Annotated in this window: 15 protein-coding genes and 1 rRNA gene; 12 read left to right on the top strand and 4 right to left on the bottom strand. The window is 74.2% G+C overall.

What is annotated here, in order from left to right:
* The first annotated feature begins 27 nt into the window (after positions 1–27).
* Positions 28–1,458 (top strand): glucose-6-phosphate dehydrogenase, encoded by a 1,431-nt coding sequence (locus ACF0H8_RS15795; RefSeq protein ID WP_395289840.1) that lies wholly within the window; start codon positions 28–30, stop codon positions 1,456–1,458.
* Between the two features lie 437 nt (positions 1,459–1,895).
* Complete coding sequence (locus tag ACF0H8_RS15790; protein ID WP_395289839.1) at positions 1,896–5,465, top strand: proline dehydrogenase family protein; 3,570 nt, start codon at positions 1,896–1,898, stop codon at positions 5,463–5,465.
* Between the two features lie 31 nt (positions 5,466–5,496).
* On the opposite strand, the gene ACF0H8_RS15785 is transcribed toward ACF0H8_RS15790, so the two are convergent.
* Positions 5,497–5,991 (bottom strand): DUF2505 domain-containing protein, encoded by a 495-nt coding sequence (locus ACF0H8_RS15785; RefSeq protein ID WP_395289838.1) that lies wholly within the window; start codon positions 5,989–5,991, stop codon positions 5,497–5,499.
* Between the two features lie 172 nt (positions 5,992–6,163).
* Between ACF0H8_RS15785 and ACF0H8_RS15780 the strand changes: the two genes are divergently transcribed.
* The gene (locus ACF0H8_RS15780; protein ID WP_395290906.1) at positions 6,164–7,597 is read left to right on the top strand and encodes a sensor histidine kinase; all 1,434 of its coding nucleotides are present in this window, start codon (positions 6,164–6,166) and stop codon (positions 7,595–7,597) included.
* Between the two features lie 87 nt (positions 7,598–7,684).
* Here the strand turns inward: ACF0H8_RS15780 and ACF0H8_RS15775 are convergent, their stop codons facing one another.
* A complete protein-coding gene (locus ACF0H8_RS15775; RefSeq protein WP_395289837.1) occupies positions 7,685–7,933 on the bottom strand; it encodes a WhiB family transcriptional regulator in 249 nt (82 codons plus the stop codon).
* Positions 7,934–8,183: 250 nt separating this feature from the next.
* Between ACF0H8_RS15775 and ACF0H8_RS15770 the strand changes: the two genes are divergently transcribed.
* The gene (locus ACF0H8_RS15770) at positions 8,184–8,615 is read left to right on the top strand and encodes a hypothetical protein (RefSeq protein ID WP_395289836.1); all 432 of its coding nucleotides are present in this window, start codon (positions 8,184–8,186) and stop codon (positions 8,613–8,615) included.
* A gap of 37 nt (positions 8,616–8,652) precedes the next feature.
* Here ACF0H8_RS15770 and ACF0H8_RS15765 read toward each other — a convergent pair whose 3' ends face one another.
* On the bottom strand, positions 8,653–12,183 hold the full coding sequence (locus ACF0H8_RS15765) for an FtsK/SpoIIIE domain-containing protein (protein WP_395289835.1): 3,531 nt from the start codon (positions 12,181–12,183) through the stop codon (positions 8,653–8,655).
* A 178-nt stretch (positions 12,184–12,361) separates the two neighbouring features.
* Between ACF0H8_RS15765 and ligA the strand changes: the two genes are divergently transcribed.
* Positions 12,362–14,728, top strand: coding sequence for an NAD-dependent DNA ligase LigA (gene ligA / locus ACF0H8_RS15760; protein WP_395289834.1), 2,367 nt, complete (start codon positions 12,362–12,364; stop codon positions 14,726–14,728).
* Between the two features lie 72 nt (positions 14,729–14,800).
* Positions 14,801–15,337: a GNAT family N-acetyltransferase gene (locus tag ACF0H8_RS15755; RefSeq protein ID WP_395289833.1), complete on the top strand. Its 537-nt coding sequence runs from the start codon at positions 14,801–14,803 to the stop codon at positions 15,335–15,337.
* Here the strand turns inward: ACF0H8_RS15755 and ACF0H8_RS15750 are convergent.
* Complete coding sequence (locus ACF0H8_RS15750; RefSeq protein WP_395289832.1) at positions 15,334–16,623, bottom strand: phosphatidylserine/phosphatidylglycerophosphate/cardiolipin synthase family protein; 1,290 nt, start codon at positions 16,621–16,623, stop codon at positions 15,334–15,336. The genes ACF0H8_RS15755 and ACF0H8_RS15750 overlap by 4 nt on opposite strands.
* Before the next feature lie 100 nt (positions 16,624–16,723).
* Between ACF0H8_RS15750 and ACF0H8_RS15745 the strand changes: the two genes are divergently transcribed.
* The 6 genes from ACF0H8_RS15745 to ACF0H8_RS15720 all read left to right on the top strand — a co-directional run bounded on the left by ACF0H8_RS15745 (position 16,724) and on the right by ACF0H8_RS15720 (position 24,808).
* Complete coding sequence (locus tag ACF0H8_RS15745) at positions 16,724–17,134, top strand: pilus assembly protein CpaE (protein ID WP_395289831.1); 411 nt, start codon at positions 16,724–16,726, stop codon at positions 17,132–17,134.
* A gap of 82 nt (positions 17,135–17,216) precedes the next feature.
* Positions 17,217–17,516, top strand: a complete 300-nt coding sequence (gene gatC, locus ACF0H8_RS15740; RefSeq protein ID WP_395289830.1) for an Asp-tRNA(Asn)/Glu-tRNA(Gln) amidotransferase subunit GatC — start codon at positions 17,217–17,219, stop codon at positions 17,514–17,516.
* Positions 17,513–19,027 carry an Asp-tRNA(Asn)/Glu-tRNA(Gln) amidotransferase subunit GatA gene (gene gatA, locus ACF0H8_RS15735; protein WP_395289829.1) on the top strand — a complete coding sequence of 505 codons (1,515 nt, stop codon included), beginning with the start codon at positions 17,513–17,515 and terminating at the stop codon, positions 19,025–19,027. Before gatC ends, gatA begins: the two co-directional genes overlap by 4 nt.
* Entirely contained in the window at positions 19,024–20,529 is a 1,506-nt protein-coding gene (gene gatB, locus ACF0H8_RS15730) for an Asp-tRNA(Asn)/Glu-tRNA(Gln) amidotransferase subunit GatB (RefSeq protein ID WP_395289828.1), read from the top strand. Before gatA ends, gatB begins: the two co-directional genes overlap by 4 nt.
* Positions 20,530–20,667: 138 nt before the next feature.
* Complete coding sequence (locus ACF0H8_RS15725) at positions 20,668–22,092, top strand: NAD-dependent malic enzyme (RefSeq protein ID WP_395289827.1); 1,425 nt, start codon at positions 20,668–20,670, stop codon at positions 22,090–22,092.
* A gap of 1,195 nt (positions 22,093–23,287) precedes the next feature.
* Positions 23,288–24,808 (top strand): 16S ribosomal RNA (locus ACF0H8_RS15720).
* Positions 24,809–24,885 lie beyond the last annotated feature (77 nt).

The raw sequence follows: 24,885 nt of genomic DNA, 5'->3' as shown, positions 1-24,885 counted from the left end.
GCGCGCCGCCGCGCGTAGGTTGTGGCCGTGCAGACCCCCGCGACCCACATGCCCGAATCCGTCGTCATCGTCCTCTTCGGCGCCACCGGCGACCTCGCCGGGCGGATGGTGCTGCCGGCCCTCGTCGAGGTGCACGAGCGCGGACTCATGCCGGACCGGTGGCGCCTGATCGGCTGCGCCGCCGAGGACCTCGACGATGAGACCTTCCGGGACCGGGTGGAGGCGGCCCTCGCCCGCGGCGGCCACCGCCTCCCCGAGGACTGGACGGAGCTTCGCTCGCGGGTGCGGTACGTGGGCGGAACCTTCAGCGCCGCGGAGCCGGGCGACCTGCCCGCCGTCCTGGCGGCGGCGCGGGAGGAGCTGCGCCAGCAGTCCGGCGCCGAACCGCTGGTCCTGCACTTCCTCGCGGTGCCGCCCGCCGCGTTCGCCCCCATCACACGCGGCCTGGGGGCCCACGACCTCACCGACGGCGCCCGCGTGGTCTACGAGAAGCCCTACGGCACGTCGCTGGAGTCCTTCGAGGAGCTCGACGCCCTCGTCAAGGAGGTCCTGCACGAGGAGCAGGTCTTCCGCATCGACCACTTCCTCGGCAAGGAGGCGGTGCAGACCATCTATGTGCTGCGCTTCGCCAACCAGCTGTTCGGCTCGGAGTGGAGCCGGGCCAGCGTGGACCAGGTGCAGATCGACGTCCCGGAGGACCTCGACGTGGCCAACCGCGCCGCCTTCTACGAGGCGACCGGCGCCGCGCTCGACATGCTCGTCACCCACCTGTTCCAGGTCGCCGGCCAGGTCGCCATGGAGCCGCCGGCCGACCTGCGCGACCCGGCCAGCGTGATCGCGGCGCGCGAGGCGGTGCTGCGGGCCTTCCACCCGCTGGACCCCGAGGAGGACGTGGTCCTCGGCCAGTTCGAGGGGTACACGGACATCGAGGGGGTGCCCGAGGACTCCACCCAGGACACCTACGTCGCCGCCCGGCTGTGGATCGACACCGAACGGTGGCGCGGCGTGCCGTTCCTGCTGCGCACCGGCAAGCGCATGGCGGTCAAGGACCAGCGCATCACCCTGGTGCTCAAGCCGCCGTTCGGCCCGCTGGCGGCGGAGCTGAAGGAGCCGAACAGGATCGAGATCTGCTTCTCGGGGGAGGGCGAGGTCGTCCTCGGGATCACGGTGAAGACCCCGGGGCCGGACCTGGCGTACTCCTCGGGCCGCGCGGTGCTGGACCTCGACGACGTCCCGGGCGGCGAGGCGCTCTCGCCGTACGCGTCCCTCATCTCCGACGCGATCATCGGGGACCGCTCGCTGTTCACCACGGCGGAGGGGTTGCGCGCGGCGTTCACGGCTTATCTGCCGCTGCAGGGCCCGGACCGGCCCGCCCCGCTGCCCTACGCGCCCGGCTCCTGGGGCCCGGAGGAGGCGCGCCGGCTGGCCGCCCCGTACCGCTGGTGCCTGGGCCAGTAGCACCGCGGGCCCGAGCCCGCCACGGTGACGTGGGAGGACCGGCGTTCGCTCCGGCCGTGCGGAGGGCGCCCGCGGGGGCGCCGGCGTGCGGATGCGGAGGGCGCCCGCGGGGGCGCCGGCGTGCGGATGCGGAGGGCGCCCGGGTGGGCGCCGGCGTGCGGATGCGGAGGGCGCCGGCAGGGGACGCCGCCGTCCGGGGTCGCCGAGGCCGAAGGTGCTTCGGCCGGGGCCGGCCCGGATGTAACGTGGCTCACGCACCTGGCTCAACGGCGAGCCAGGGGCGCACCCCCGCTCGCCGCTCACCGCCCGCCGGCGCGCGGCGCGGCCAGTCCCCTTCCCGATGCCGACGGTCGGGAAGCGCCCGCGGGACGTAACGTGGGTCACGAGCGCCGCACCGGGCATCCCCGGCGCCGCCACCCGACCGGCGAGGAGAGCAGATGGCCACGCAGTACACCCCCACCCCCGTGCCCGGCGGCCCCGAGCGGCCCGGGGACGCGGCCACGCCCCCCGGGCCGGCGGCGCACGCCCGGGACCGGCGGGCGGCCTCGGAGCCGGCGCCGCCGACCGACGTCACGTCCCTCGTCGAGGACGCGGTCGGGCTCGCAGAGGAGTGGCTGCGGGCCACGGAGCAGGGCCAGACCGACGCCGAGCGCACCTCGACGGGCCAGCTGGCGGCGCTGGTCGGCGACGCGGACGGCCTCGACCTGGCCGTGCGCTTCGTCGACCGCGTCGCGCGGCCGGAGGACACGCGGGTGGCGGCCAAGGAGCTCGGCACCGTCTCGGCCGGCGCGGCACGCAGCTTCCTCCGGCCGGCCGACCAGGCGCTGCTCGCGGTCGGCGCCAAGGTCGCGCGCCTCGCGCCCGGCGTGGTCGTCCCCCTCGCCCGCAAGCGCCTGCGCCAGCTCGTCGGCCACCTCGTGGTCGACGCCCACGACCCCGCCCTGTCCGAGCACCTGGCCCGGGCCCGCGCCGAGGGCTTCCGGCTCAACATCAACCTGCTCGGCGAGGCCGTGCTCGGCGAGGCCGAGGCCGCCGGCCGCGCCGAGCGCACCCGGGCCCTGCTCGAGCGGGACGACGTCGACTACGTCTCGATCAAGGTCTCCTCGCTCGTCTCGCAGATCTCGACCTGGGACACCGAGGGCACCGTGGCGCGCGTCCTCGAGCGGCTGCGCCCGCTGTACCGCGCGGCGCGGGCGCGGTCCCCGCACGCCTTCGTGAACCTCGACATGGAGGAGTACCGCGACCTCGACCTGACGATCGAGGTCTTCACCGCCCTGCTGTCCGAGCTGGAGTTCCACGACCTCCAGGCCGGGATCGTGCTGCAGGCGTACCTGCCCGACTCCCTCGCCGCCCTCGAGCGGCTCATCGCCTTCGCCACCACCCGGGTCGCCGGCGGCGGGGCGAGCATCAAGGTCAGGCTGGTCAAGGGCGCGAACCTGTCGATGGAGCGGGTGGAGGCCGAGCTGCACGGCTGGGAGCAGTCGCCGTACACCAGCAAGGCCGACGTCGACGCCAACTACCTGCGCCTGGTCGAGCGGGCCCTGCGCCCGGAGCTGGCCGGGGTGGTGCGCCTCGGGGTGGCCTCGCACAACCTCTACGACGTCGCCCTCGCCCACCTGCTCGCGCAGCAGCGCGGCGTGGCCGCCTCGCTCGACGTCGAGATGCTGCAGGGCATGGCCCCCGCGCAGGCCCGGGCCGTGCGCAACGCCGTCGGCAGCGTGCTGCTGTACACCCCGGTCGTCGCGCCCGAGGACTTCGACGTCGCTGTCTCCTACCTCGTGCGCCGCCTGGAGGAGAACGCCCAGCCCCAGAACTTCCTCCATGCCCTCTTCGCCGGCGCCGGTGATGGTGCCATGGCGGAGCAGGAGGCCCGGTTCCGTGCCTCGGTCGCGGCCATGACGACGACGCCCGCCGCCCGCCGCCGTCGGGCGGAGCGCACACCCGCCCCGTCCCCGTTCACGAACACGGCCGACTCCGACCCCGCGCTGCCCGAGGTGCGCGCCTGGGCGGCCGACCGCGTGGTGGCCGCACCTACGCCGCCGAGCTCGCCGGTCCTGACCTCCCCGGCCGATGTCGACGCCGTCGTCGCCGCCGCGAAGGCCGCGCAGCCGGCCTGGGCCGCCCTGCCCGGCGCCGAGCGGGCGGCGGTGCTGCGCCGGGCGGCGGAGGAGCTCGAGGCGCGCCGCGGCGACCTGGTCACCGTCATGGCCGCCGAGGGCGGCAAGACCGTCGCGGAGGCGGACCCGGAGGTCTCCGAGGCGATCGACTTCGCCCGGTACTACGCCGACCGCGCCGAGGAGCTCGACGCCGGCCCGCACGCCGACGGCGCCGCCTTCACCCCGGACCGGGTCACCCTGGTGACGCCGCCGTGGAACTTCCCCGTGGCCATCCCCACCGGCGGCGTGCTCGCGGCGCTCGCGGCGGGCTCGGCGGTGATCATCAAGCCGGCGCACGCGGTACCCGGATGCACCGAGGTGGCCATGGCCGCGCTGCACGCGGCCCTGGCCTCCCGCGGCGTGGCCGCGGACGTGCTCCAGGTGGTCCGTACCGACGAGGGCGGGGTCGGCCGCGCCCTCGTCTCGCACGAGGACGTCGACACCGTCGCGCTCACCGGCTCGATCGAGACCGCCCGGATGTTCGAGTCCTGGCGGGCGGGCCGGCCGGGCGGGCCGCGGGTGCTCGCCGAGACGTCCGGCAAGAACGCCCTGGTCATCACGCCCGCCGCGGACTACGACCTCGCCGTGGCCGATCTCGTCAGGAGCGCGTTCGGTCACGCGGGGCAGAAGTGCTCCGCGGCCTCGCTGGTGATCCTCGTCGGCTCCGCGGGCCGCTCGGAGCGGCTGCGCCGCCACCTCGTCGACGCCGTGCGGTCGCTGCGGGTGGGCTGGCCCGAGGACCTGGGCGCCACCATGGGCCCGGTCATCGAGCCGCCCGAGGGCAAGCTGCGGCGCGCCCAGACCACGCTGGAGCCGGGGGAGACCTGGCTCGTCGAGCCGCGGCAGCTGGACGACACCGGCCGGCTGTGGTCACCGGGCCTGAAGGACGGCGTCGCCCCGGGCTCGTTCTTCCACCTCACCGAGTGCTTCGGACCCGTGCTCGGCATCATGCGGGCGCGGACCCTTCAGGAGGCGGTCGAGCTGCAGAACGCGCCGGCGTTCGGGCTCACCGGCGGCCTGCACTCGCTCGACGAGGAGGAGATCGCGTACTGGCTCGACCACGTCGAGGTCGGCAACGTCTACGTCAACCGGCACATCACCGGGGCGATCGTCCGGCGCCAGCCGTTCGGCGGGTGGAAGGACTCCGTCGTGGGCCCCGGCGCGAAGGCCGGCGGACCGAACTACGTCGCGCAGCTCGGCACCTGGCGGGCGGACGGCGTGCCCGGGAACCAGGCCGAGCCGGCGGCGGCGGTGCGCCGCGCCCTCGCCGACTACACCGGCCTGGTCACGTCGCAGGCGGACCGGTCGTGGCTGCGCGCCGCCGTCGCCTCCGACGCCGCGGCGTGGGACGAGGAGCTCGGCGCCGAGTGGGACGTGAGCGGCCTGAGCGTCGAGGCGAACGTCTTCCGCTACCGGCCGGTTGACCTCACGGTGCGGGCGGGGTCCGGGGCCTCCGCCGTCGAGCTGGTGCGCGTGCTGCTGGCGGCCGAGCTGGCGGGGAGCCCGGTGCGCGTGAGCCTGGACCCGGAGCTCTCCCGCGGGCTCAAGGCGCTGGCGCCCACCGGCGAGCCGGCCCGCCAGGGCCTGCGCCGCCTGGCCGAGCTGGTCGACGCCGCCGAGACCCGGGAGCAGCTGGTCGCGCGCGTCCAAGACGGCGAGGTGACCGGCCGGCTCAGGGTGATCGGTGACGAGGCCGCGGTGCTGGCGCGCGACCTGGCCGGCACCGGGGTGACGGTGCTGGCTCAGCCCGTCCTCGCCACGGGGCGGCGCGAGCTGCTCACCGTGCTGCGCGAGCAGGCCATCTCGCGGACCTTGCACCGCTTCGGCCACCTGCCGCCCGAGCGCGACTGAGCCGCCCGGCGAGTCGGCGCCCCCGGGCGGCTCAGCGGCCCGCGAGGTACTCCAGGGCGATGCGCTTCTCCACGGCGACGACCTTGTTGACCGAGTCCACCGCGAGCTGCTCGATCTTCTTGCCGAGCAGCGGGATGGAGGCGTTGACGTCGCCGTCGTACGTCTCGGTGGAGCCGGCGCCGTTCGCGGAGAGCCGCTGCGTGCCGTTGACCTTCACCGGCACGCCGGGGATCGACAGCGTCATGGTCGAGGTGCGGGTGCCGTCGGCCGCGGGCGCGCCCCAGGCCTCCACGAGGCGGACCTCGACGGTCTGGCCGACGAAGGAGCGGAACTTGGCCGGCACCATCGTCGTCGGCATCTTCAGCCGCGTGGTCACCGTGAAGGCCTCGCCGTCGCGCAGGACCTCGGCGTGGTGCTCCTGGGCCCCGGTGGCCTCGGCGCGGCGGCGGACGTAGTCCTCGTCGGCGAGCATCGCTGCCACGGCGTGGGCGTCGGCGGGGTACTCGGTGGTGGCGGAGAAGTGCACGGCGTGCCTTTCGGTGGTGTGGGCTGGACCCGCCCAGCCTAAGCCGCGACGCAGCGGCGCACCCGGGCACGCGCGTGGGGTGAGCGGGGAGCGCGGTCGCCGTCGTGGCCGCCCCGGCCCCGACCGGACGGGGCACCCCCACTACGCTGGGGGCGTGCCCACACTGGCCAACATGATCGCGCAGACCGTCACGCTGGAGCCCACGGACGCCGAGTGGCTCCACCAGCTCGTCGGAGACTGGCAGGTGGTCGCCGACCTGGCGTTCGCGGACCTCGTGCTGTGGCTGCCGACCGAGGACGGCGGCTTCGTCGCCGTCGCGCACTGCCGGCCCTCGACCGCCGCGACGGTCCACTACGACGACATCGTGGGCCACCGCGTCTCGGAGCCCCGCCGCCAGCTCATGGCGCAGACGATGGCGGACGGCGGGATCCACACCCGCGCCGACCAGGCACGCACCATCAACGCCATCCGCGAGGTGCTCGTGCCGGTGGTGCACGAGGGCCGGTCCATCGGAGTGATGACGCGCGAGTCGAGCCTGCCCGCCACGCGCGTGCCGTCCCGCCTCGAGATCTCCTACGTCGAGATCGCCGACATGATGTGCGCGATGATCGCCCGCGGGGAGTACCCGCAGGCGGGCGCGCCGGGGGCGTCCCGCCGGGGCGCGCCCCGCGTGGGGGACGGGCTGGTCCGCCTCGACGCCGACGGGCGTGTCATCTACGCCAGCCCCAACGCGGTCAGCAACTTCCACCGCCTGGGCCTCATCGGCCAGCTCAAGGGCGAGGTCCTGGCCGAGGTGGTCACCGAGCTGCTCGAGGAGCACTCCAGCGTCGAGGAGACGCTGGCGGTGGTCGTCATGGGGCGCGCCGCCTGGCGCACCGAGGTCGAGTCCCGCGGGGTCACGCTGAGCCTTCGTGCGGTGCCGCTGACGGACCACGGTGAGCGCCGCGGCGCGCTGCTGCTGTGCCGGGACGTCTCGGAGGTGCGCCGCCGCGAGCGGGAGCTGATCACCAAGGACGCCACCATCCGGGAGATCCACCACCGGGTGAAGAACAACCTGCAGACCGTCTCGGCCCTGCTGCGGCTGCAGGCCCGCCGCACGGACAACCCCGAGACGAAGGACGCGCTGGAGGAGGCGGAGCGGCGGGTGTCGACGATCGCGCTGGTGCACGAGACGCTCTCGCAGAACATCGACGAGGTCGTCGACTTCGACGAGGTGTTCGGCCGGGTGCTGCGCCTCGCCGCCGACGTCGCCTCGCCCGACTCGTCGGTGCGCACCGAGGTCGAGGGGACGTTCGGGCTCGTCGGCGCGGAGGCGGCCACGTCGCTCGCGGTGGTGCTCACCGAGCTGGTGACCAACGCCGTCGAGCACGGCCTGCGGGGGCGTAGCGGCATGGTGAGCGTCCACGCCGCCCGCGACGGGGCCGAGCTGGAGGTGCGGGTGCGGGACGACGGCCGCGGCATTGACGAGGGCAAGGTGCTGTCCGGGCTCGGGACGCAGATCGTCAGGACGCTGGTCACCGGCGAGCTGGGCGGCACCATCGAGTGGCTCTCCCGTCCCGAGGGCGGCACCGAGGTGGTGCTGCGGACCCGGCAGCGCGAGCGCTGACGCGCGGCTCGGCGGCGCCGGGAGGTCCGCATGCAGGAACGACGCCGCCGGTCTCCCGGCGGCGTCGTCCTTGGTGCTCGTGCTGTGTCAGCCGGCGCGGCGGGCGCGCGCGGTGCGGCGCTTGAGCGCGCGGCGCTCGTCCTCGCTGAGGCCGCCCCACACGCCGGAGTCCTGGCCGGTCTCCAGCGCCCACTTGAGGCAGGTGTCCACGACGGGGCACCGCTGGCACACGGCCTTGGCCTCCTCGATCTGGACGAGCGCGGGGCCGGTGTTCCCGATCGGGAAGAACAGCTCCGGGTCCTCGGTGAGACAGGCCGCGCGGTGACGCCAATCCATGACAGGGCTCCTTCTGGGGGGCGCGCGCCGGGGCCACAGCTCCTGGTAGGGGAGCAGCGACAGCCCGACAAATGGGGGATTGCTGCTGCGCCCAAGCCTGACATGCGGGTTGTTGCTGCGTAAAGAGGTTTCGGACAAGTGACCGGCGGGTAAAGACCGTGGCATTCGTCACAGGCGCGGCGTCCGCCCAGGCCAGGGGTGTGCCGGTGCGCGCCGGGGCCGCCGCGGGGCCGCGCACTACCCTCGGGGTGTGACGAATCCTCCCCCCTCAGCCCCGTCAGGACCAGGCCGGGTGCCGGTGCCGCTGGGGGCGGCCCTGCTCGGCGTCCTGCTCGAGGTGGCGGCCCTGGCGGCCATGGCCGTCGCCTTCCTGGTCGACGTGGTGCGTGGCGTCCCCCTCGACCTGGCCTCCACCGTGGCGATGACCGTCTTCTTCGTGGGCGTCGCCGTCGTGCTCGGCGCCGCGGCGCGCGCGCTGTGGCGCGGCCGCCGCTGGGGGCGTGGCCCGGTCGTCACCTGGCAGATCCTGCAGCTGCTGAGCGGCGTCGCCCTCGGCGGCGCCCTGCCGGCGTATCTCGTCGTGGCGCTGGCGGTGCTTGCCGTCGGCGTGGTGGTGGGCGTGCTGTGGCCGTCCTCGCGGGAGCACGCGTCGATGGCGGGGCCGCCCTCGGCCCTCGCGTAGGGCACCGGCCTCGCGAGCTCGCGAGCTCGCCGCACGGTCAGCGCGCTACCTGCACGGGGGTGACCGTGCCGGCGGCGACGAGCACGCCGCGTCCGGGGTGGGACGGGCGCCCGAGGTCCGTCGCCGGGGCCAGGTCGACGTCCGTGAGGCGGCCGCTGCCCGGGTGCGCCGGGCGCAGCACGAGCAGGCTCGCCGAGGAGCGCCAGAGCGCGAGCGGCCCCCGGAAGGCGGCGACCACGGCCTCCGTGCGGGCGGCCGCGAGGACCGTGAGCCCCGGGACCAGCGCCAGGCGGCGGTCCAGCTCGTCCAGCTCCGCGCCCGGCCAGCGGTCGAGGTCGTCGAGGACGACGACGTCGCCGCCGGCCTGCGCCGCCCTGGCGATCTCCCGGACCTGCCGGCCGGCGGCGGCGAGCTGGTCCCCGGCGGTCGCCAGCGCCGAGGTGCGGCCGCTGCCCGGCGGCCCCACCACCAGCAGCCGGTCGCCGGGCCGGGCCGGCGCCGTCACGGGCCCCGCGGTGTCCCCGCCGAGCCCGAGGGTCACCCGGTCGGCGGCGACCGGCAGCCCCCGGGCGGCCACCGTCTCCGGCAGCGGGGCCAGGCGGGGCACGCGCTCCAGCGGCGCCCCGGGCAGCCGGACCGGCGCGGCGCGGGCGACCTGCACCGCGGTGGCCCCGCCGGGTTCGAGCACCACGCCGCGCCCGGGCACCGCGCCGCCACCGACGAGCGCGCGCGGCACTCCGGCGACCAGCGCCTCGGTCTCGTCCCGGGGCGCGAGCACGAGCCGGGTGCGCACCGCCTCGGCCCACCGGGCCGCGGCCAGGGACGGCGGCCCGGACAGCGCGACGGACACGCCCCGGCGGCGCCCTTCGCGCAGGAGCCGGCCCAGCGCCTGGCCCGCCGCGCCGGGCGACCCTGCGGCGTCGAGCCGGTCGCAGACGGCGTCCACGTCGTCGACCACGAGGACCTGCCACGCCCGTCCCTCCGCCGGCGGCTCGGCCAGGACCGCCAGCAGCCGCGCGACGCGGCGCGGGTCGTCGGCGCCCACGACCGTGCCGAGGGCCGGGCCGGAGAGGTCCGCGAACGCCGTGGGCTCCGCGGCGACGACGTGCACCGGCGCGCCGCACGAGAGCGCCTGGGCGACGACGGCGCGCAGGACCTCCGTCCTCCCCGTGCCCGGGCCGCCGGTCACCAGCAGCGCCGGGCCCGCCCACCGCCACACGCCCAGGCGCTGCTCGTCGGGCAGGTCGGTGCGGGCGAGCGGCAGCCCCGGCGGGGTGCCGTCGCGGGCGACCGGGGGTGCGGCGAGGGCGGCCAGCGGGAGGTCGCGGGGGAGCGGCTCCGCCCAGGGGCGCCCCGCCGGGGCGCCGCTCCCGCCCGCCTCCCACGCGCGGCGGGCCGCGGTCACCACCGCGCCGGTCAGGGCGGCGCCGTCGGGCCCGGTCCACGCCGCCTGCAGCAGCCGCAGCCCGTCGGTGCGCAGCAGCGCCCGGCCCGGCAGGGCGGGCAGCCGCGCGGCGTCGGGCACGCCGAGGACGTCGAGGGAGTCCGTCGGCTCCAGGACCCGCAGGCAGACCCGCGCGGTGAGGTTCGCCCGCACGTCGGGGCCCACGGCGCCGCCGGGGCGCTGGGTGGCGAGGATCAGGTGCAGGCCCAGCGACCGGCCCTGGGCCGCCAGGCGCACCAGGGTGGCCAGGACGTCCGGATGGGTGTCGGTCAGCGTGCGGTACTCGTCGACGACGACGAGCAGGCGCGGGAGGCCGTCGTGGCCGGCGAGCCGGTAGGCGTCGAGGTCGCGCGCCCCGGCGCCGGCGAGCAGACGCTCGCGGCGGCGCAGCTCCGCCCGCAGGCTGGCCAGGGCCCGGGCGGTCGCCGCGGGGTCGAGGTCGGTCAGCACCCCGGCGGTGTGGGGCAGCGCGGCCAGCGCCCCGAACGTGGCGCCGCCCTTGTAGTCCACCAGCACGAGCTGGAGGGCGGCGGGGGAGTAGCGCACCGCCAGGGCGAGCAGCCAGCTCAGGAGCAGCTCCGACTTGCCGGCCCCGGTCGTCCCCGCGACCAGGGCGTGCGGGCCTGCCGCCGCCAGGTCCAGCTCGACGGCGCCGTTCGCGTCGGCGCCGAGCGGCGCGCTCAGGCCCGGGCCGGCGGCGGCCCACCTGCGGCCCAGGTCGTCCGTCGCGCCCAGCAGCTCCGCGAGCCGGACCCGCCCCGGCAGCGCCGGACGCCCGGGCGCCGCGAGGAGCGCGGCGACGGTGCCGGCCCAGGCGGCGGAGACCGTGGTGCCGCGCAGGTCCGGCACGTGCACCACGCGCGTGCACGTCACGGGCGTGCGCTCGAGGCGGTCGGCCAGCACGAGGGTCGCGACCCGGGCCGCCCCGGGGGCCGGCGGCGCCGCGGGGTCCGGCGCCCAGGCCTCGCGGACGGTCACGCACCACGCCGCGGCCGGTGCGTCGCCGCGGGACGGCGCCCGCAGCGGGGCCGGCGCGTCGCCCGAGCGGGAGGTGAGGGCGGGGCCGGCGGGCGCGGCGGCGGCGCGGCCGGGGACGGCGGGCGCGGGGACGGCGCGCGCGGGTGCCGCGCGCGTGTGGGGCAGGACTGCCGCCCACTCCCAGGAGCCCGGGAGGCGCAGCGCGAGGTGCTCCGGGCCGTGCAGGACCAGCTGGGCCAGCAGCCAGCGGGCGGTGGACACGACGTCCGTCCGCGCCCCCACGAGGGCGACGCACTCGCCGTCGGCGAGGTCCAGGAGGGGCGCGCGGCCGTGCCCGGCGCGGCAAGGGGCGGCGGGGCCCGCTGGCACGACCCGGGCACCCCGGCGCCGGCCGGGCGCCGGCTGGGGGAGCAGGCGGACGGTGAGCGTCTCGCCGGCCGCTGCCGGGACCGGCGCGGCGGCAGCCAGGAGGAGCAGGGCGGCGGGGTCGTCCGTCGCCGGCACGGCGTCCTCCCGGGCGTCGTCCGCGTCGTCCGCGTCGTCACGGGCCTCGTGGTCCCGGCGGCGGCCGTCGAGGAGGGCCAGGGCCAGCACGCCGAGCGGCAGCACCAGCGTCGCCCAGCGCCACCCGGCGGAGGGGGCCGCCAGCAGGAAGGTCACCGCGGCGGCGCACATGAGCAGAGGCATCGCCAGGCGCGCGAGGTCGCGGCGGGCATGCCGGCGTGGAGGGGGCGCGGCGATCGTCGCCGGCGCCGCGAGCCGCGTGGGGCGCGCGCGCAGCTCGAGCACCGTGCCGCCGAGCGTGAGCCGGTCACCGGGCGCGACGTCGCGCCAGCGCTGCCCGACGCGCCGGGCGCGTCGTCGCCCGGGCCTGGCGCGCGGGCGCGCCACGTGCGTGCCGTTGGCCGACCCGGCGTCACGGACCTGGACCCGGCCGCGGCGCGTGCGGACGAGGAGGTGGCGACGGGAGACCAGGGGATCGGTCAGCGGGGAGCCGGCCTGGGCCCGCCCGACGGCGCAGCCGGGCGTCACCGGCAGGCACCAGCCGGTGTCCGGGCCGGCCACCACCGCCAGGTGCCAGGCGCAGCGCAGGGACGCGGCCGGGTCCGGGGCGCGCCCGGACCCGGCCGCCGGGTCGTCGTGCACGCGACGAGGGTGCCCCGCCGCACGTGCCCGCCGACCGCGTGCTGGGGACGGGCACGCCGCGGCCGGGCGTGTGGACGGCGGCGGCCGCGCCGCGGTGCCGTCCGGACGAGCGACTCGCGGTGCGCCGGCGGTCCTCGGGTGAGGGGCCGGCGTGGGCGCCGTGAGCCATGATGTGACCGTGACCGAGACCCGTACCGCTGACGAGACCGAACCGTCCGACGAGGTGCCCGAGGGCGGCGTGAGCACGGACGTGCCCGCCGCGGCCGGCGCCGAGGTGCGCCAGCGATGGGTGGCACTGGCCGAGCGGGTCGAGGCGGCCCAGTTCGCCTACTACGTCCGGGACGCGCCCACCATCTCCGACGCCGAGTACGACCAGCTCATGCGGGAGCTGGAGGCACTCGAGGAGGCGCACCCGGACCTGCGCGTGCCGGAGTCGCCGACCCAGCGCGTCGGCGGCACGTTCTCCACCGAGTTCGCCACGGTCACCCACCGCGAGCCGATGATGAGCCTGGAGGACGTCTTCTCCCTCGAGGAGCTGCGCGAGTGGGCGGCGCGCGTGCACGCCGCGGCCGGGCGCACCGACGTCGCCATGACCTGCGAGCTGAAGATCGACGGGCTCGCCGTGAACCTGCTGTACGAGGACGGCCGCCTGGTCCGCGCCGCCACCCGCGGCGACGGGCGCACCGGCGAGGACGTCACGCTCAACGTCCGCACGATCGCCTCCGTGCCGCACCAGCTCGCCGGGGACCACCACCCCGCCAGCATCGAGATCCGTGGCGAGGTGTTCTTCCCGGTGGCGGCGTTCGAGGAGCTCAACGCCTCCCTCGTGGCCGCCGGCAAGGCCCCCTTCGCCAACCCCCGCAACTCCGCCGCAGGCTCGCTGCGCCAGAAGGACCCGCGGGTGACCGCCTCACGCCAGCTGGACATGATCGCGCACGGCGTCGGCGCCCTCGACTGGGGCGGCGCCACGCCGCCGAAGGTCTTCGCCTCCCAGTGGGAGCTCTACGAGCAGCTGCGGGCGTGGGGCGTGCCGGTCTCCCGGCACACGCGGGTGGTGCGCTCGCGTCAGGAGGCGGAGGAGATGATCGCCTACTACGGCGAGCACCGGCACACCGTCGAGCACGAGATCGACGGCATCGTCGTCAAGGTCGACGACTTCGCCCTCCAGCGGCAGATGGGCGCCACCTCCCGCGCGCCGCGCTGGGCGGCGGCCTACAAGTACCCGCCGGAGGAGGTCAACACCAAGCTGCTCGACATCCGCGTCCACGTCGGCCGCACCGGCAGGGTCACGCCGTACGGGGTCATGGAGCCGGTCCTCGTCGCGGGCTCCACGGTGGGCATGGCCACCCTGCACAACGCCAACGAGGTCCGGCGCAAGGGCGTGCTCATCGGCGACACGGTGGTGCTGCGCAAGGCCGGGGACGTCATCCCGGAGATCGTCGCGCCCGTGGTGGACCTGCGCGACGGCAGCGAGCGCGAGTTCGTCATGCCGGAGGGCTGCCCCTCCTGCGGGACGCCGCTCGCCCCGGCCAAGGAGGGCGACGTCGACCTGCGCTGCCCCAACGCGCGCTCGTGCCCGGCGCAGCTCACCGAGCGCGTCGCCCACATCGCCTCCCGCGGGGCCCTCGACATCGAGGCGCTCGGCGGCGAGGCCGCCCTGGCGCTGACCGATCCCGAGGCGGGGCGCGAGAACGCCGTCGCCGCGCTCGCGGTCGCCGCCGGGCACGGCCCGGTGCCGGCCCCGGAGGACCTCGCGGCCGCCGAGGCGGAGCTGCCCCCGCGCCAGCAGCCCGCGCTCACCACGGAGGCGGGCCTGTTCGACCTCACCGTCGAGGACCTGCGCGACGTGCGGGTGTGGCGGGAGATCAGGAAGGACGGCGCCGGCACGGGCCGGTGGGAGCAGCGGCTCTTCTTCTGGACGACGCCCACGTACAAGCGCGACGGCAGCGTCTCGAAGCCGTCCAAGCCGACCGCGACGACCGAGCGCATGGTCGCGGAGCTGGACAAGGCCAAGTCGCAGCCCCTCTGGCGGGTCCTGGTCGCCCTGTCGATCCGGCACGTCGGTCCCACCGCCGCGCGCGCGCTGGCCACGCACTACGCCTCCCTCGACGCGATCCGGGAGGCCAGCGAGGAGGAGCTGGCCGCCGTCGACGGCGTCGGCCCGGTCATCGCCGCGGCGCTCAAGCGCTGGTTCGAGGAGGAGTGGCACCGCGAGATCGTCGACCGCTGGCACGCCGCCGGCGTGCGCATGGCCGACGAGCGTGACGAGTCCGTGGAGCGCACGCTCGAGGGACTGACCGTGGTGGTCACCGGCTCGCTCGAGGGCTTCAGCCGGGACTCGGCCAGGGAGGCGATCATCCTCCGCGGGGGCAAGGCCGCCGGGTCGGTGTCGAAGAAGACCGACTTCGTGGTCGTCGGGGCCAACGCCGGCACCAAGGAGGACAAGGCCCGGGAGCTGGGCCGGCCCATCCTGGACGAGGCGGGCTTCCTCGCCCTGCTCGAGGGCGGCCCGGACGCCGTGGCGGACCTCGTCCGGGCGGGGTGAGCGGCCCGGGCTCCGCGGCGCGCGCGGTGTGCCGCGGGCGGTCCTCGCCCGGGCGGCTGGGATGATCACCCGGTGACCGTCTCCGCCGCCCGCCTCACCGTCGACCTGGTCCGTGCCGAGGAGTTCGCGCGGGTCGGCGACATCTGCGTGGGCGCCTACGCGGCCGCCCACCTGCTCGCCGGTCCGGACGAGTGGTACGCCCGCCACATGCGCGACGTCGCCGCGCGAGCCGCCGACGCCGTGGTGCTGGTGGCGCGGAACGGGCGGGAGGCGGTCGGGACGGTGACGCTCGCCGCGGCCGGCGCCGCCTACGCCGACATCGCCCGCGGCGAGGAGCTGGAGGTGCGCATGCTCGCCGTCGACCCCGCCGCCCAGCGCCGGGGCGTGGCCGAGGCGCTGCTGCGCGGCGCGGAGGAGTGGGCGCGCGAGCAGGGCTACCCGGTCCTGGTCCTGTCCGTGTTCTCCAAGGACGGCCCGGGCGCTCCGCACCGCCTCTACGAGCGGCTCGGTTACCGCCGGGAGCGGGCGCGCGACTACGTCGGCGAGTGGGACCCCGACGCGATCATGTGGTGCTACGTCCGCGAGCTTCGGGCGTTGGTTGCCCGCTAGAGCAGCGGGCCCAGCGGGCGCAGCAGCCGCTCGAGGAGCTTGACCACCGGGCCGCGCGCCCGCCACTCGTCCAGGGTGAGGCGCCGGGAGTTGGTGAGGTCCGTCTCGAAGATCCGCTGCATCTGCTCGGCGAGGGTGTCGCCGTAGATCTCCAGGTTCACCTCGAAGTTGCCCGTCATCGACATGCGGTCGATGTTGGTGGTCCCCACGGTGGTCCACCGGCCGTCCACGGTCATCGTCTTGGCGTGGACCATCGCGCCCTGGAACAGCCAGAGCTCCACGCCCGCCTCCAGCAGCCGCCGGTAGTAGGTGCGCGCCGCCCAGTCGGCGAGCACGTGGTTGGAGACCTCGGGGATGAGCACCTTGACGTCGACGCCGCGACGGGCGGCGCCCACCAGGCCGGCGAGGATCTCGCGGTCGGGGATGAAGTAGCCCTGGGTGATGTAGATGTGGTGCTGGGCCCGGTCGATGGCCTCGAGGTACAGCCCCCGGACCGGGAACAGCAGCCGCGCCGGGGCGTTCTGCGCGGCCCGGATGCGCGCGTCCCACTGCCGCGCCCCCTGGTCGGGGATGCGCGGGTGGTGCTGCTTGCGGTGGTCGTTCCAGAAGTCGACGAACGCGTTCTCCAGCTCCCACACGCTGGGGCCGGTCACCCGCAGGTGGGTGTCACGCCACTGCGTGGCGTACAGGGAGCCGATGTTGTAACCGCCGACGAACCCGACCTCGCCGTCGACCACGAGGAGCTTGCGGTGGTCCCGGCCGGTCTTGCGGAGGTTCATCGTCAGCAGGCCCGGCCGGAACAGCGGGAAGCGCAGCACGTGCAGCGTCCGCATGTCCGGGAACTGCTTGAAGCTCGGCGGGACGACGAGGTTCCCCCAGCTGTCGAACACGATGTACACGTCCACGCCGCGCCTGGCCGCGTCGAGCAGCGCCTCCTTGAACTCGGCACCGACCTCGTCCGACTTCCAGATGAACGTCTCGAAGTAGATGCGGCGCCTCGCCTCCCGGATCGCCTTCAGCATGTCGGCGTACACGTCGCGCCCGTACGTGTAGGTCGTCACCTCCGAGTCGGCCACGGGGACCGTCGTCGGCTCGGTGCGCGGGAACTCGCCGGTGGGGGGCTCGCGGCGCTTGCGCACGCGGTCGACGGCCACCACCGTGGTGATCGCGACGGCCTGGGCCGTGCCCACGGCGGTGACGTACCACCGCGCCGCCCGCCACACGTCGCGGCGGCTGATGCGCGAGACGTCCAGGAGGGCGTGGCCGAGGCGCTGACGGAGCGGCATGGCGCCAACCTACCGGCGGACGGCGGATCCCCGGGCGTCCGCGACGGGCGACGGCCGGGGTTCCGGGCGCCCACGACACCGCCGAGGCGATACTGGGGGCGTGATCTCCATCGAGCTCGCGCGGGCCCTGCGGGAGGCGGGCCTGCGCTGGCGCCCGGCGCCGGGCGACCGGTTCACCATCGACAAGCCGGACCTCCTCGGCGAGGTGTTCACGCTGTCCGAGATGACCATCGAGGCCCGCACCTACCCGACCGGCACGATCCTCGGTTTCAACGGCACCACCGAGTGGGCGCTGGACTCGGTGACCCTCGAGGAGACGCTCTGGCTCCCGCGGGAGGACCAGCTCCGCGAGCTGCTCGGCGGCACGTTCCGTCACCTGTCGCGCGGCGACGGCGGCTACCGCGTCAGCACCGACCTGCCGGGTGACGGCGGCGCGGCGGAGCACGTCGCCCCGGCGGCCGCCGACGCCTACGCCCTGGCGCTGCTGGCCCTGATCGCCCGCTCGGCGTAGGCGGCGCGCCCCCGTTCCCCGCGCCGCCCGCGGCGCGGTCGGCCCCGGCGGCGACGCGCGGCGGGCGTCTAGACTCGCGCACATGTCCACCATCTCTTCCGACGAGGTCGCACGCGTCGCGGCCCTCGCGCGCATCGAGCTGACGGGCGAGGAGGTCGAGCGCCTGGCCGGCGAGCTCGACGTCATCGCCTCGGCCGTCGCCCGCGTGAACGAGGTCGCGACGCCCGACGTGCCCGCCACCTCCCACCCGATCCCGCTGACCAACGTGATGCGCGAGGACGTGGTGGTCGAGACGCTCGACGTCGGCGCCGTCATGGCCGCCGCGCCCGCCGCCGACGACGGCCGCTTCGTGGTGCCGCAGATCCTCGGGGAGGACGCATGAGCACCGACGACCTCACCCGGCGCAGCGCCGCCGAGCTGGCCGAGCTGCTGGCAGCCAAGGAGGTGTCCAGCGTCGAGGCCACCCAGGCCCACCTGGACCGGATGGCCGCCGTCGACGGCGACGTCCACGCCTTCCTGCACGTCAACACTGACGAGGCGCTCGCCATGGCCGCCGACGTCGACGCGCGCCGCCTCGCCGGCGCCGAGCTTCCCGCGCTCGCCGGCGTGCCGGTCGCGGTGAAGGACATCGTGGTCACCAAGGGGCAGGTCACCACGGCCGCCTCGAAGATCCTCGAGGGCTGGGTGCCGCCCTACGACGCGACGCTCGTGACCCGGCTGCGCGAGGCCGGCATGCCCATCCTGGGCAAGACCAACCTCGACGAGTTCGCCATGGGGTCGAGCACCGAGCACTCGGCATACGGCAACACCCGCAACCCCTGGGACCTCGAGCGCATCCCCGGCGGCTCCGGGGGCGGCTCCGCCGCCGCCGTCGCCGCGTACGAGGCGCCGCTGGCCATCGGCACGGACACCGGCGGCTCGATCCGCCAGCCCGCCGCCGTCACCGGCACGGTCGGGGTCAAGCCCACCTACGGGTCGGTGTCGCGCTACGGCCTCATCGCCATGGCGTCCTCCCTCGACCAGGCCGGGCCCGTCACGCGCACGGTGCTCGACGCCGCGCTGCTGCACGAGGTGATCGGCGGGCACGACCCCCTCGACTCGACCTCCCTGCCCGAGCCCGCCACCGGGTACGTGGCCGCCGCCCGCGCCGAGGACCTCAAGGGTCTGCGCGTCGGCATCGTCAAGGAGCTCGGCGGCGAGGGCTACCAGGACGGCGTGCGCCGCAGCTTCCTCGAGTCGGTCGAGCTGCTGAAGCAGGCCGGCGCCGAGGTCGTCGAGGTCTCCTGCCCCAGCTTCGACTACGCGCTGGCTGCCTACTACCTGATCATGCCGGCCGAGGCCTCCTCGAACCTGGCCAAGTTCGACGGCATGCGCTTCGGCCTGCGCGTCGAGCCGACCGACGGCCCGGTCACCGCCGAGCGCGTCATGGCCGCCACGCGCGGCGCCGGGTTCGGCGACGAGGTCAAGCGCCGCATCATCCTGGGCACCCACGTGCTCTCCGCCGGCTACTACGACGCCTACTACGGCTCGGCGCAGAAGGTCCGCACCCTCATCCAGCGCGACTTCGCCCAGGCGTTCGCCCAGGCGGACGTGCTCGTCTCGCCCACCGCCCCGACGACGGCGTTCCGGTTCGGGGAGAAGCTGGACGACCCGATGGCGATGTACCTCAACGACGTCGCCACCATCCCGGCGAACCTCGCCGGCATCCCCGGGCTCTCGCTGCCCTCGGGCCTGAGCGACGACGGGCTGCCGGTGGGCTTCCAGGTCCTCGCGCCCGCCCGCGAGGACGCCCGTCTGTACCGGGTGGGCGGCGTGCTCGAGCGCCTGCTCACGCAAGTGTGGGGTGGGCCGCTGCTCACGCGGGCCCCCGAGCTGGAGGTGGCAGCCCGATGACCACGCAAACCGTCGACCTCGTCGACTACGACGACGCCGTCAAGCGGTACGACCCCGTCCTCGGCATCGAGGTGCACGTGGAGCTGGGCACGAAGAGCAAGATGTTCGACGGCGCCCCGCAGACGTTCGGGGCCGCGCCCAACACGCAGATCACGCCCGTCTCCCTCGGCCTGCCGGGCGCGCTGCCGGTGGTCAACCGCACGGCGGTGGAGTACGCGGTGCGCATCGGCCTGGCGCTGAACTGCTCCATCGCGGAGAGCTGCCGGTTCGCCCGGAAGAACTACTTCTACCCGGACGTGCCGAAGAACTTCCAGACCTCCCAGTACGACGAGCCCATCGCCCACGACGGCCACCTCGACGTCGAGCTCGAGGACGGCACGGTCTTCCGCGTCGAGATCGAGCGCGCCCACATGGAGGAGGACGCCGGGAAGAACACCCACATCGGCGGCGCGACCGGGCGGATCCACGGCGCCGAGTACTCCCTGGTGGACTACAACCGCGCCGGCATCCCGCTGGTGGAGATCGTCACCCGGCCCATCGAGGGCGCGGGGGAGCGGGCCCCGGAGGTGGCGCGCGCGTACGTCAGCACGCTGCGCGACATCTTCCGCGCGCTCGGCGTCTCCGAGGCGCGCATGGAGCGCGGCAACGTCCGCGCCGACGTCAACGTCTCGCTGCGCCCGACGCCGGACTCGCCGCTGGGCACCCGGACCGAGACGAAGAACGTCAACTCCTTCCGCTCGGTGGAGCGGGCGGTGCGCTACGAGATCTCCCGCCAGGCCGCGCTCCTGGACGCGGGGGAGCAGGTCCTGCAGGAGACGCGGCACTGGCACGAGGACTCGGGCACGACGTCCTCCGGCCGGGTGAAGTCCGACGCCGAGGACTACCGGTACTTCCCCGAGCCGGACCTCGTGCCGCTGGCCCCGCCGCGCGAGTGGGTCGAGCAGATCCGGGCCAACCTGCCCGAGCTGCCGGCACTCCGCCGCCGTCGCCTGGAGGCGGAGTGGGGGTACTCCGACGCAGAGATGCGCGACCTGGTCAACGCCGGGGCGGGCGACCTGGTGGAGGCCACGGTCGCCGCCGGCGCCACGCCCGCCGCCGCCCGCAAGTGGTGGATGGGCGAGCTGTCCCGCACTGCCAAGGCCGACGGCGTGGCGCTGGAGGACCTGGCCATCACGCCGCAGCAGGTCGCCGAGCTCGCCGCGCTGGTGGACGCCGGCCGCATCACCGACAAGCTCGCCCGGCAGGTCCTCGAGGGTGTGCTCGCCGGTGAGGGCTCGCCCGAGCAGGTCGTCGTGGCCCGCGGCCTCGAGGTCGTCTCGGACGACGGTGCGCTCGACGCGGCCATCGACGAGGCGCTGGCCGCGAACCCCGACGTCGTCGAGAAGATCCGGGGCGGCAAGGTCCAGGCGGCCGGCGCGATCGTCGGCGCGGTGATGAAGGCGACCCGCGGCAAGGCCGACGCCGCGCGCGTGCGCGAGCTGCTCATGGAACGGATCGGCTGACCGCCCACACCACGGCCCCCTCCCCGGCACGGGAGGGGGCCGTCCGTGCTGCGCACGGGCGTTCGGTTTCCCGAACGCGGGGGGCGTTACGATTCACACTGCCGTGACACCCCTGATACAACGCAAGAGGACTTAGCGATGACGCTGCCCAGCCCGAGCTACACCATCACCCTGCGCGTCGAGGTCCCCGCCTCGCAGCGCGCCACCAGCACCCTGGTCGGCGCGGTCGCCGAGGCCGGCGCGGCGGTCATGGGGGTGGACATCGCCCACTCGACGACGACGAAGCTGATCGTGGACGTCACGTGCGACACCGTCGACGCCGAGCACGGGGACCGGGTCGTCGCCGCGCTCAACGCGCTCGAGGGCGTGCAGGTCCTGAAGATGAGCGACTCGACGTTCCTCATGCACCTCGGCGGCAAGCTCGAGGTGACGCCCAAGGTGCCGCTCAAGACCCGCCGCGACCTCTCGCGCGCCTACACCCCGGGGGTGGCGCGCGTGTGCCTGGCGATCGCGGAGAAGCCCGAGGACGCCCGGCGTCTGACGATCAAGCGCAACACCGTCGCCGTCGTGACCGACGGCACCGCGGTGCTGGGCCTGGGGGACATCGGCCCGGCGGCGGCGCTGCCGGTGATGGAGGGCAAGGCGGCGCTGTTCAAGCAGTTCGCCAACGTCGACGCGTGGCCGGTCTGCCTGGACACCAAGGACACCGAGGAGATCATCGCGATCGTCAAGGCGCTCGCGCCGGTGTACGGCGGGGTCAACCTGGAGGACATCTCCGCGCCGCGGTGCTTCGAGATCGAGGCGCGGCTGCGTGAGGAGCTGGACATCCCGGTCTTCCACGACGACCAGCACGGCACGGCGATCGTCGTGCTCGCGGCGCTCATCAACGCGCTGAAGGTGGTCGACAAGAAGCTGGAGGACGTACGCATCGTCGTCTCCGGCGTGGGCGCCGCGGGGTCCGCGATCATCAAGCTGCTCATGCGCCAGGGAGCGCGGCACATCATCGGCTTCGGCCGGCAGGGCGCGCTGCACCGCGGCGCGACCAACGGGGACGAGTACCGCAACTGGATCTCAGAGAACACCAACGCCGAGGGGTTCACCGGCTCCCTCCAGGAGGGGCTGGTCGGCGCCGACGTGTTCATCGGCGTCTCCGCCGGCAACATCCTCACCGGCCAGGACGTCGCCAAGATGAACGACGGCGCCATCGTCTTCGCCCTGGCGAACCCCACTCCCGAGGTGGACCCGATCGAGGCGGGGATGACCGCCGCCGTGGTGGCGACGGGGCGCAGCGACTACCCCAACCAGATCAACAACGTGCTGGCGTTCCCGGGCCTGTTCCGGGGGCTGCTGGACGCCGGCGCCTCGGTCATCTCCGACGAGATGCTGCGGGTGGCGGCCGTGGCCATCGCCGAGGTCGTCAGCCCGGACGAGCTCAACAGCGCGTTCGTCATCCCCGGCGTGTTCGACCACCGCGTCGCGGAGGCCGTGGCCGAGGCGGTCAAGGCCGAGGCGGAGCGTGGCCTCGCGGAGGGAGCGAGCGGGCGGGAGGCCCTGAGGGTCTGACCGCCGCGTGAGGTCCTGACGCTGCGGCGACAGCGCGCTGCGGACGGCGCAGACGAAGGGCTCTGATCCGGTGGACCAGAGCCCTTCGCGGGGTCGCGGGTCGTGCTGCCGTGCCTGAGGTCAGCGCAGCCAGGTGTTCTCGCCGGTCATGCGGGGCCCACCACCTGCCGACGCCCCGGGTGTCGCCCGAGAGGGTGACGGCGGAGATGATCAGCAGCAGCGCCTCGACCCAGTGCGAGTCGGTGATCGGGTTGGTGCCACCGAGGGCCAGGGGCAGCTCCGCGAGGTACCCCGAGCGGCCGGGACGCCGGTGGCGCCAGTGGCACGCGGGCGTCTGAGCGGCTCGGCTCCTGCGTGGCGGTGGCTGCCCGGGCACACCGGGCACGAGTCACCCCGCAGCACCCGATCGGACCCGCCCGTGACCGGACGCGCCTGGAGCGGCCCGTGACGGGACCCGCCTGAGACGGGACGCGCCAAAGGCGCCCGTGACGGGACCCGCCCGAGACGCCCGTGGCGGGACGCGCCAAAGGCGCCCGTGACGGGAAGCGCCCGGAGCGGCTCGCGCACAGGACTCGGCCGGGCGGGTCGTGCCGGCGACCTCGTCGGGCGGGGTGGGCGAAGCAGCAGCGCGGGGTGTGGCGCAGGCCATGTTGTGTGGGTTTGATTCCCGGGTCGGGGTCTGTCTAATATTTCGGAGTCCCGCCAGGGAGGCACGGACACCGAGATGGTGGCCGGTCCCGCGGGGAGCCCCTTTGAGATTGGTCGTGGCCGTGTGCCGCGCCGTGGGGGGTGGCCGGAGCGGTGCTCGGGGTCGGTCTCGTCGGTTGGTTGCGGCGGGGTTGACGCGGGGGGCCGGGATGGTTAGTATTGAGAGGTTGCCCCGGAGGGGTCGGGAACTTCGGTTTCTGGGTCTGATGGTGTGTGTCTGTTCTTTGAGAACTCAACAGTGTGCCAAGTTTTTGATGCCATTTGATCCTGGGTGTCGCTGGTCGGTCTGACTCGTTCGTGGGTCGGGCCGGTGGTGGCGTCCATGGGTTTGTTTTGTTTTGGTTGCGCGCCATGTCCTGGGCCCCGTCCGGGGGGTGGTGCGGATGCCATGGATTGGCTCCCGGCTCTTTGGGGTTGGGGGTTGTCTTCGTATGGTTTGTCGGTGCGTGCGCGTTCTCTTTGGGGGGCGTGTGGGTGCCGCGGGTTTTTTACGGAGAGTTTGATCCTGGCTCAGGACGAACGCTGGCGGCGTGCTTAACACATGCAAGTCGAACGATGAAGCCAGCTTGCTGGTGGATTAGTGGCGAACGGGTGAGTAACACGTGAGTAACCTGCCCCCGACTTCGGGATAACGCCGGGAAACTGGTGCTAATACCGGATATGACACGCGAACGCATGTTGGTGTGTGGAAAGTTTTTCGGTTGGGGATGGGCTCGCGGCCTATCAGCTTGTTGGTGGGGTGATGGCCTACCAAGGCGGCGACGGGTAGCCGGCCTGAGAGGGTGACCGGCCACACTGGGACTGAGACACGGCCCAGACTCCTACGGGAGGCAGCAGTGGGGAATATTGCACAATGGGCGCAAGCCTGATGCAGCGACGCCGCGTGAGGGATGACGGCCTTCGGGTTGTAAACCTCTTTCGGCAGGGAAGAAGCCCCTCGGGGTGACGGTACCTGCAGAAGAAGCGCCGGCTAACTACGTGCCAGCAGCCGCGGTAATACGTAGGGCGCAAGCGTTGTCCGGAATTATTGGGCGTAAAGAGCTCGTAGGCGGTCTGTCGCGTCTGCTGTGAAAACGCGAGGCTCAACCTCGCGCCGGCAGTGGGTACGGGCAGACTAGAGTGCGGTAGGGGAGACTGGAATTCCTGGTGTAGCGGTGGAATGCGCAGATATCAGGAGGAACACCGGTGGCGAAGGCGGGTCTCTGGGCCGTTACTGACGCTGAGGAGCGAAAGCATGGGGAGCGAACAGGATTAGATACCCTGGTAGTCCATGCCGTAAACGTTGGGCACTAGGTGTGGGGGCCGTTTCCACGGTTTCCGTGCCGCAGCTAACGCATTAAGTGCCCCGCCTGGGGAGTACGGCCGCAAGGCTAAAACTCAAAGGAATTGACGGGGGCCCGCACAAGCGGCGGAGCATGCGGATTAATTCGATGCAACGCGAAGAACCTTACCAAGGCTTGACATGCACCGGAAACGTCCAGAGATGGGCGCCCCGCAAGGTCGGTGCACAGGTGGTGCATGGTTGTCGTCAGCTCGTGTCGTGAGATGTTGGGTTAAGTCCCGCAACGAGCGCAACCCTTGTCCCATGTTGCCAGCGGGTTATGCCGGGGACTCATGGGAGACTGCCGGGGTCAACTCGGAGGAAGGTGGGGATGACGTCAAATCATCATGCCCCTTATGTCTTGGGCTTCACGCATGCTACAATGGCCGGTACAAAGGGTGGCGAAGCCGCGAGGTGGAGCGAATCCCAAAAAGCCGGTCTCAGTTCGGATTGGGGTCTGCAACTCGACCCCATGAAGTCGGAGTCGCTAGTAATCGCAGATCAGCAACGCTGCGGTGAATACGTTCTCGGGCCTTGTACACACCGCCCGTCACGTCACGAAAGTCGGTAACACCCGAAGCCGGTGGCCCAACCCTTGGGAGGGAGCCGTCGAAGGTGGGACTGGCGATTGGGACGAAGTCGTAACAAGGTAGCCGTACCGGAAGGTGCGGCTGGATCACCTCCTTTCTAAGGAGCGTTCCGGAACGCCCACGGCCTGTAGTACGCCGGCTGCTCGCAGCCGGCGGGAACCGGGTCGGCTGGGT

Source organism: Georgenia sp. AZ-5, from assembly GCF_043952095.1.
Classification (GTDB): Bacteria; Actinomycetota; Actinomycetes; order Actinomycetales; family Actinomycetaceae; genus Georgenia.
Note: the sequence above shows the minus strand (reverse complement) of the source record. Positions and strands in the feature narration are given on the sequence as shown.

Excerpts from the sequence above, each read along its gene's own strand:
- ACF0H8_RS15790 (WP_395289839.1), top strand. The coding sequence starts at position 1,896 with ATGGCCACGCAGTACACCCCCACCCCCGTGCCCGGCGGCCCCGAGCGG.
- ACF0H8_RS15750 (WP_395289832.1), bottom strand. The coding sequence starts at position 16,623 with ATGCCGCTCCGTCAGCGCCTCGGCCACGCCCTCCTGGACGTCTCGCGC.
- gatA (WP_395289829.1), top strand. The coding sequence starts at position 17,513 with ATGAGCACCGACGACCTCACCCGGCGCAGCGCCGCCGAGCTGGCCGAG.
- ACF0H8_RS15725 (WP_395289827.1), top strand. The coding sequence starts at position 20,668 with ATGACGCTGCCCAGCCCGAGCTACACCATCACCCTGCGCGTCGAGGTC.
- ACF0H8_RS15775 (WP_395289837.1), bottom strand. The coding sequence starts at position 7,933 with ATGGATTGGCGTCACCGCGCGGCCTGTCTCACCGAGGACCCGGAGCTG.
- gatC (WP_395289830.1), top strand. The coding sequence starts at position 17,217 with ATGTCCACCATCTCTTCCGACGAGGTCGCACGCGTCGCGGCCCTCGCG.
- ACF0H8_RS15780 (WP_395290906.1), top strand. The coding sequence starts at position 6,164 with ATGATCGCGCAGACCGTCACGCTGGAGCCCACGGACGCCGAGTGGCTC.
- gatB (WP_395289828.1), top strand. The coding sequence starts at position 19,024 with ATGACCACGCAAACCGTCGACCTCGTCGACTACGACGACGCCGTCAAG.